This window comes from Roseburia sp. OF03-24, from assembly GCF_003463035.1.
Classification (GTDB): Bacteria; Bacillota; Clostridia; order Lachnospirales; family Lachnospiraceae; genus Roseburia; species Roseburia rectibacter.
Window position 1 is genome coordinate 1 of the sequence record NZ_QSCK01000073.1, and the last position, 1,819, is coordinate 1,819.

Below are 1,819 nucleotides of genomic sequence, written 5' to 3' on the forward strand. Positions count from 1 at the left end.
CCTGCTGATCAGACAAAAGCTGCCGGAGCAGATGCGCCGAAAACAGCAGATCAGAACAAACCATCTGATAAGACAGCAGATAAGACCGGAACGGATGCGAAAGATGGAGGAAATAAAAAATAAATAACCGGATGGGAGAGTGGAATAGATGAACAGATTTCCAATCTGGAAAGGAAAACGCATCGGGCGTTATGATGACAGGCTGATTTTAAGGTCTGTCATTTTTTTTGCCCTGACCGTTGCAGCATTATCAGTATTTACGATCTGGATGACAGAGAGGAATATCCTGTTTAGGATATTCCTTCTTTTCCTGATCACAGTTTTGTGTCTGCTGGATCTGTTTTATAAATGGAAAAGCGGCAGCATGGTGGATATCCGAAACCGTCAGGCAATGTCGCGGATGCTGCTGGAAAACCGATGGTTTGAGACAGAGCCGTTGCAGCGTTATAGATCAGGCGGCAGAATGGAACGGATCACCTATTTTCCGGCGCTTTATTACAGAAGGAAAAACAGGCATATTTATGTGACAGTTAAGATCACCATGGGAAAATACCAGGATAAATTACTTCATCTGGAAGAGAAGTTGGAAACCGGATTAAATTGTGAACTGGTAAAAAAAGATACAAAGGATATCTGGGTCAGATATGAATTTTTAACAGGAGTGGAAAAGAGCCGGATCGGTATTCAGGATGTAAAAGCAGAAAATGGAGAACTGAATCTGATGCAGCATATCTCATGGAAATATGATAAATTGCCGCACATGTTGATTTCAGGTGATACAGGAAGTGGAAAAACGATCTTTCTTCTGATCGTGATAAAAGCATTGTTAGAATCAGGTGCAGTGCTGCATATCTGTGATCCGAAGAAAGCAGATTTATCTTTCTTATCCAGGATCATGCCGGATGTGCATTACAGTACAGAAAGCATAATGGAATGTGTGGAAACTTTTTATGAAGGAATGGAAGCGCGTTATGATGAAATGCAGGAACATCCGGATTTCCGGATGGGTGCGAATTATGCGAAAGTCGGTTTGACGCCGCATTTTCTGATCTTTGATGAGTATGTGGCTTTTATGGACACTCTTGCAAAAAAAGAATGGGAAGAGGTTATGAAGCTGATCCGGATTATTATCATGAAGGGCAGACAGGCAGGATATTTTATTATTCTTGCGTGTCAGCGTCCGGATGCAAAATATCTCGGAGATGGTGTCCGCGATCAGTTCGGTTTCCGTGTTGCGCTGGGTAGTATGTCTGCAAGCGGGTACACCATGATGTTTGGCAGTATTGATAAACAATTTAAAGAAAAAGATATTGCCGGACGTGGCTATGTAAACACCGGAAACGGTGTTGTAACAGAGTTTTACGCTCCATATGTAGATCCGGGATATGATTTTTTTGCAGAGCTGTCGCGGATCTATGAGAAAAGACAGCAGGAAGGAGAAGCGTGTGATCGAATGTATGAAAACGGCAGCGAAACTGCCGGAGAGGAATGAAGAAAAGACGATTGAAGAAAAAGAAAATAAAAAACAGACGGAACATATTTATATCAGCGGACCGATTACCGGAACATCGGATTATATGGAACGTTTTGAGAAAGCAGAAAAGGAATTAATAGAAAATGGATATTCCGTGATCAATCCGGCGAAAGTCAATGCAATGCTGCCGGAAGATGCGACGTGGGAGGAATATATAAAAGTATCATTGACGCTGCTGTCGATCTGCACCGGGGTGTACATGATGCCGGGCTGGAGGGAGAGCCGTGGTGCAGTGCTTGAGTTTATGCAGGCAAGACGTAATGAAATGCAGATCTATGAGGATAT

General features: G+C 42.8%; 2 protein-coding genes. Both read left to right on the plus strand.

The features are described 5' to 3' along the window. Positions 1-148: 148 nt before the first annotated feature. Positions 149-1,492 (plus strand): FtsK/SpoIIIE domain-containing protein, encoded by a 1,344-nt coding sequence (locus DXA60_RS18385; protein WP_015521888.1) that lies wholly within the window; start codon positions 149-151, stop codon positions 1,490-1,492. Next, a partial coding sequence (locus tag DXA60_RS18390; protein WP_243006961.1) for a DUF4406 domain-containing protein occupies positions 1,446-1,819 on the plus strand: 374 nt, incomplete at its 3' end. The genes DXA60_RS18385 and DXA60_RS18390, both read left to right, overlap by 47 nt.

Bases quoted from the DNA above. Each gene is read 5' to 3' on its own strand.
- DXA60_RS18385 (WP_015521888.1), top strand. From the start codon at position 149: ATGAACAGATTTCCAATCTGGAAAGGAAAACGCATCGGGCGTTATGAT.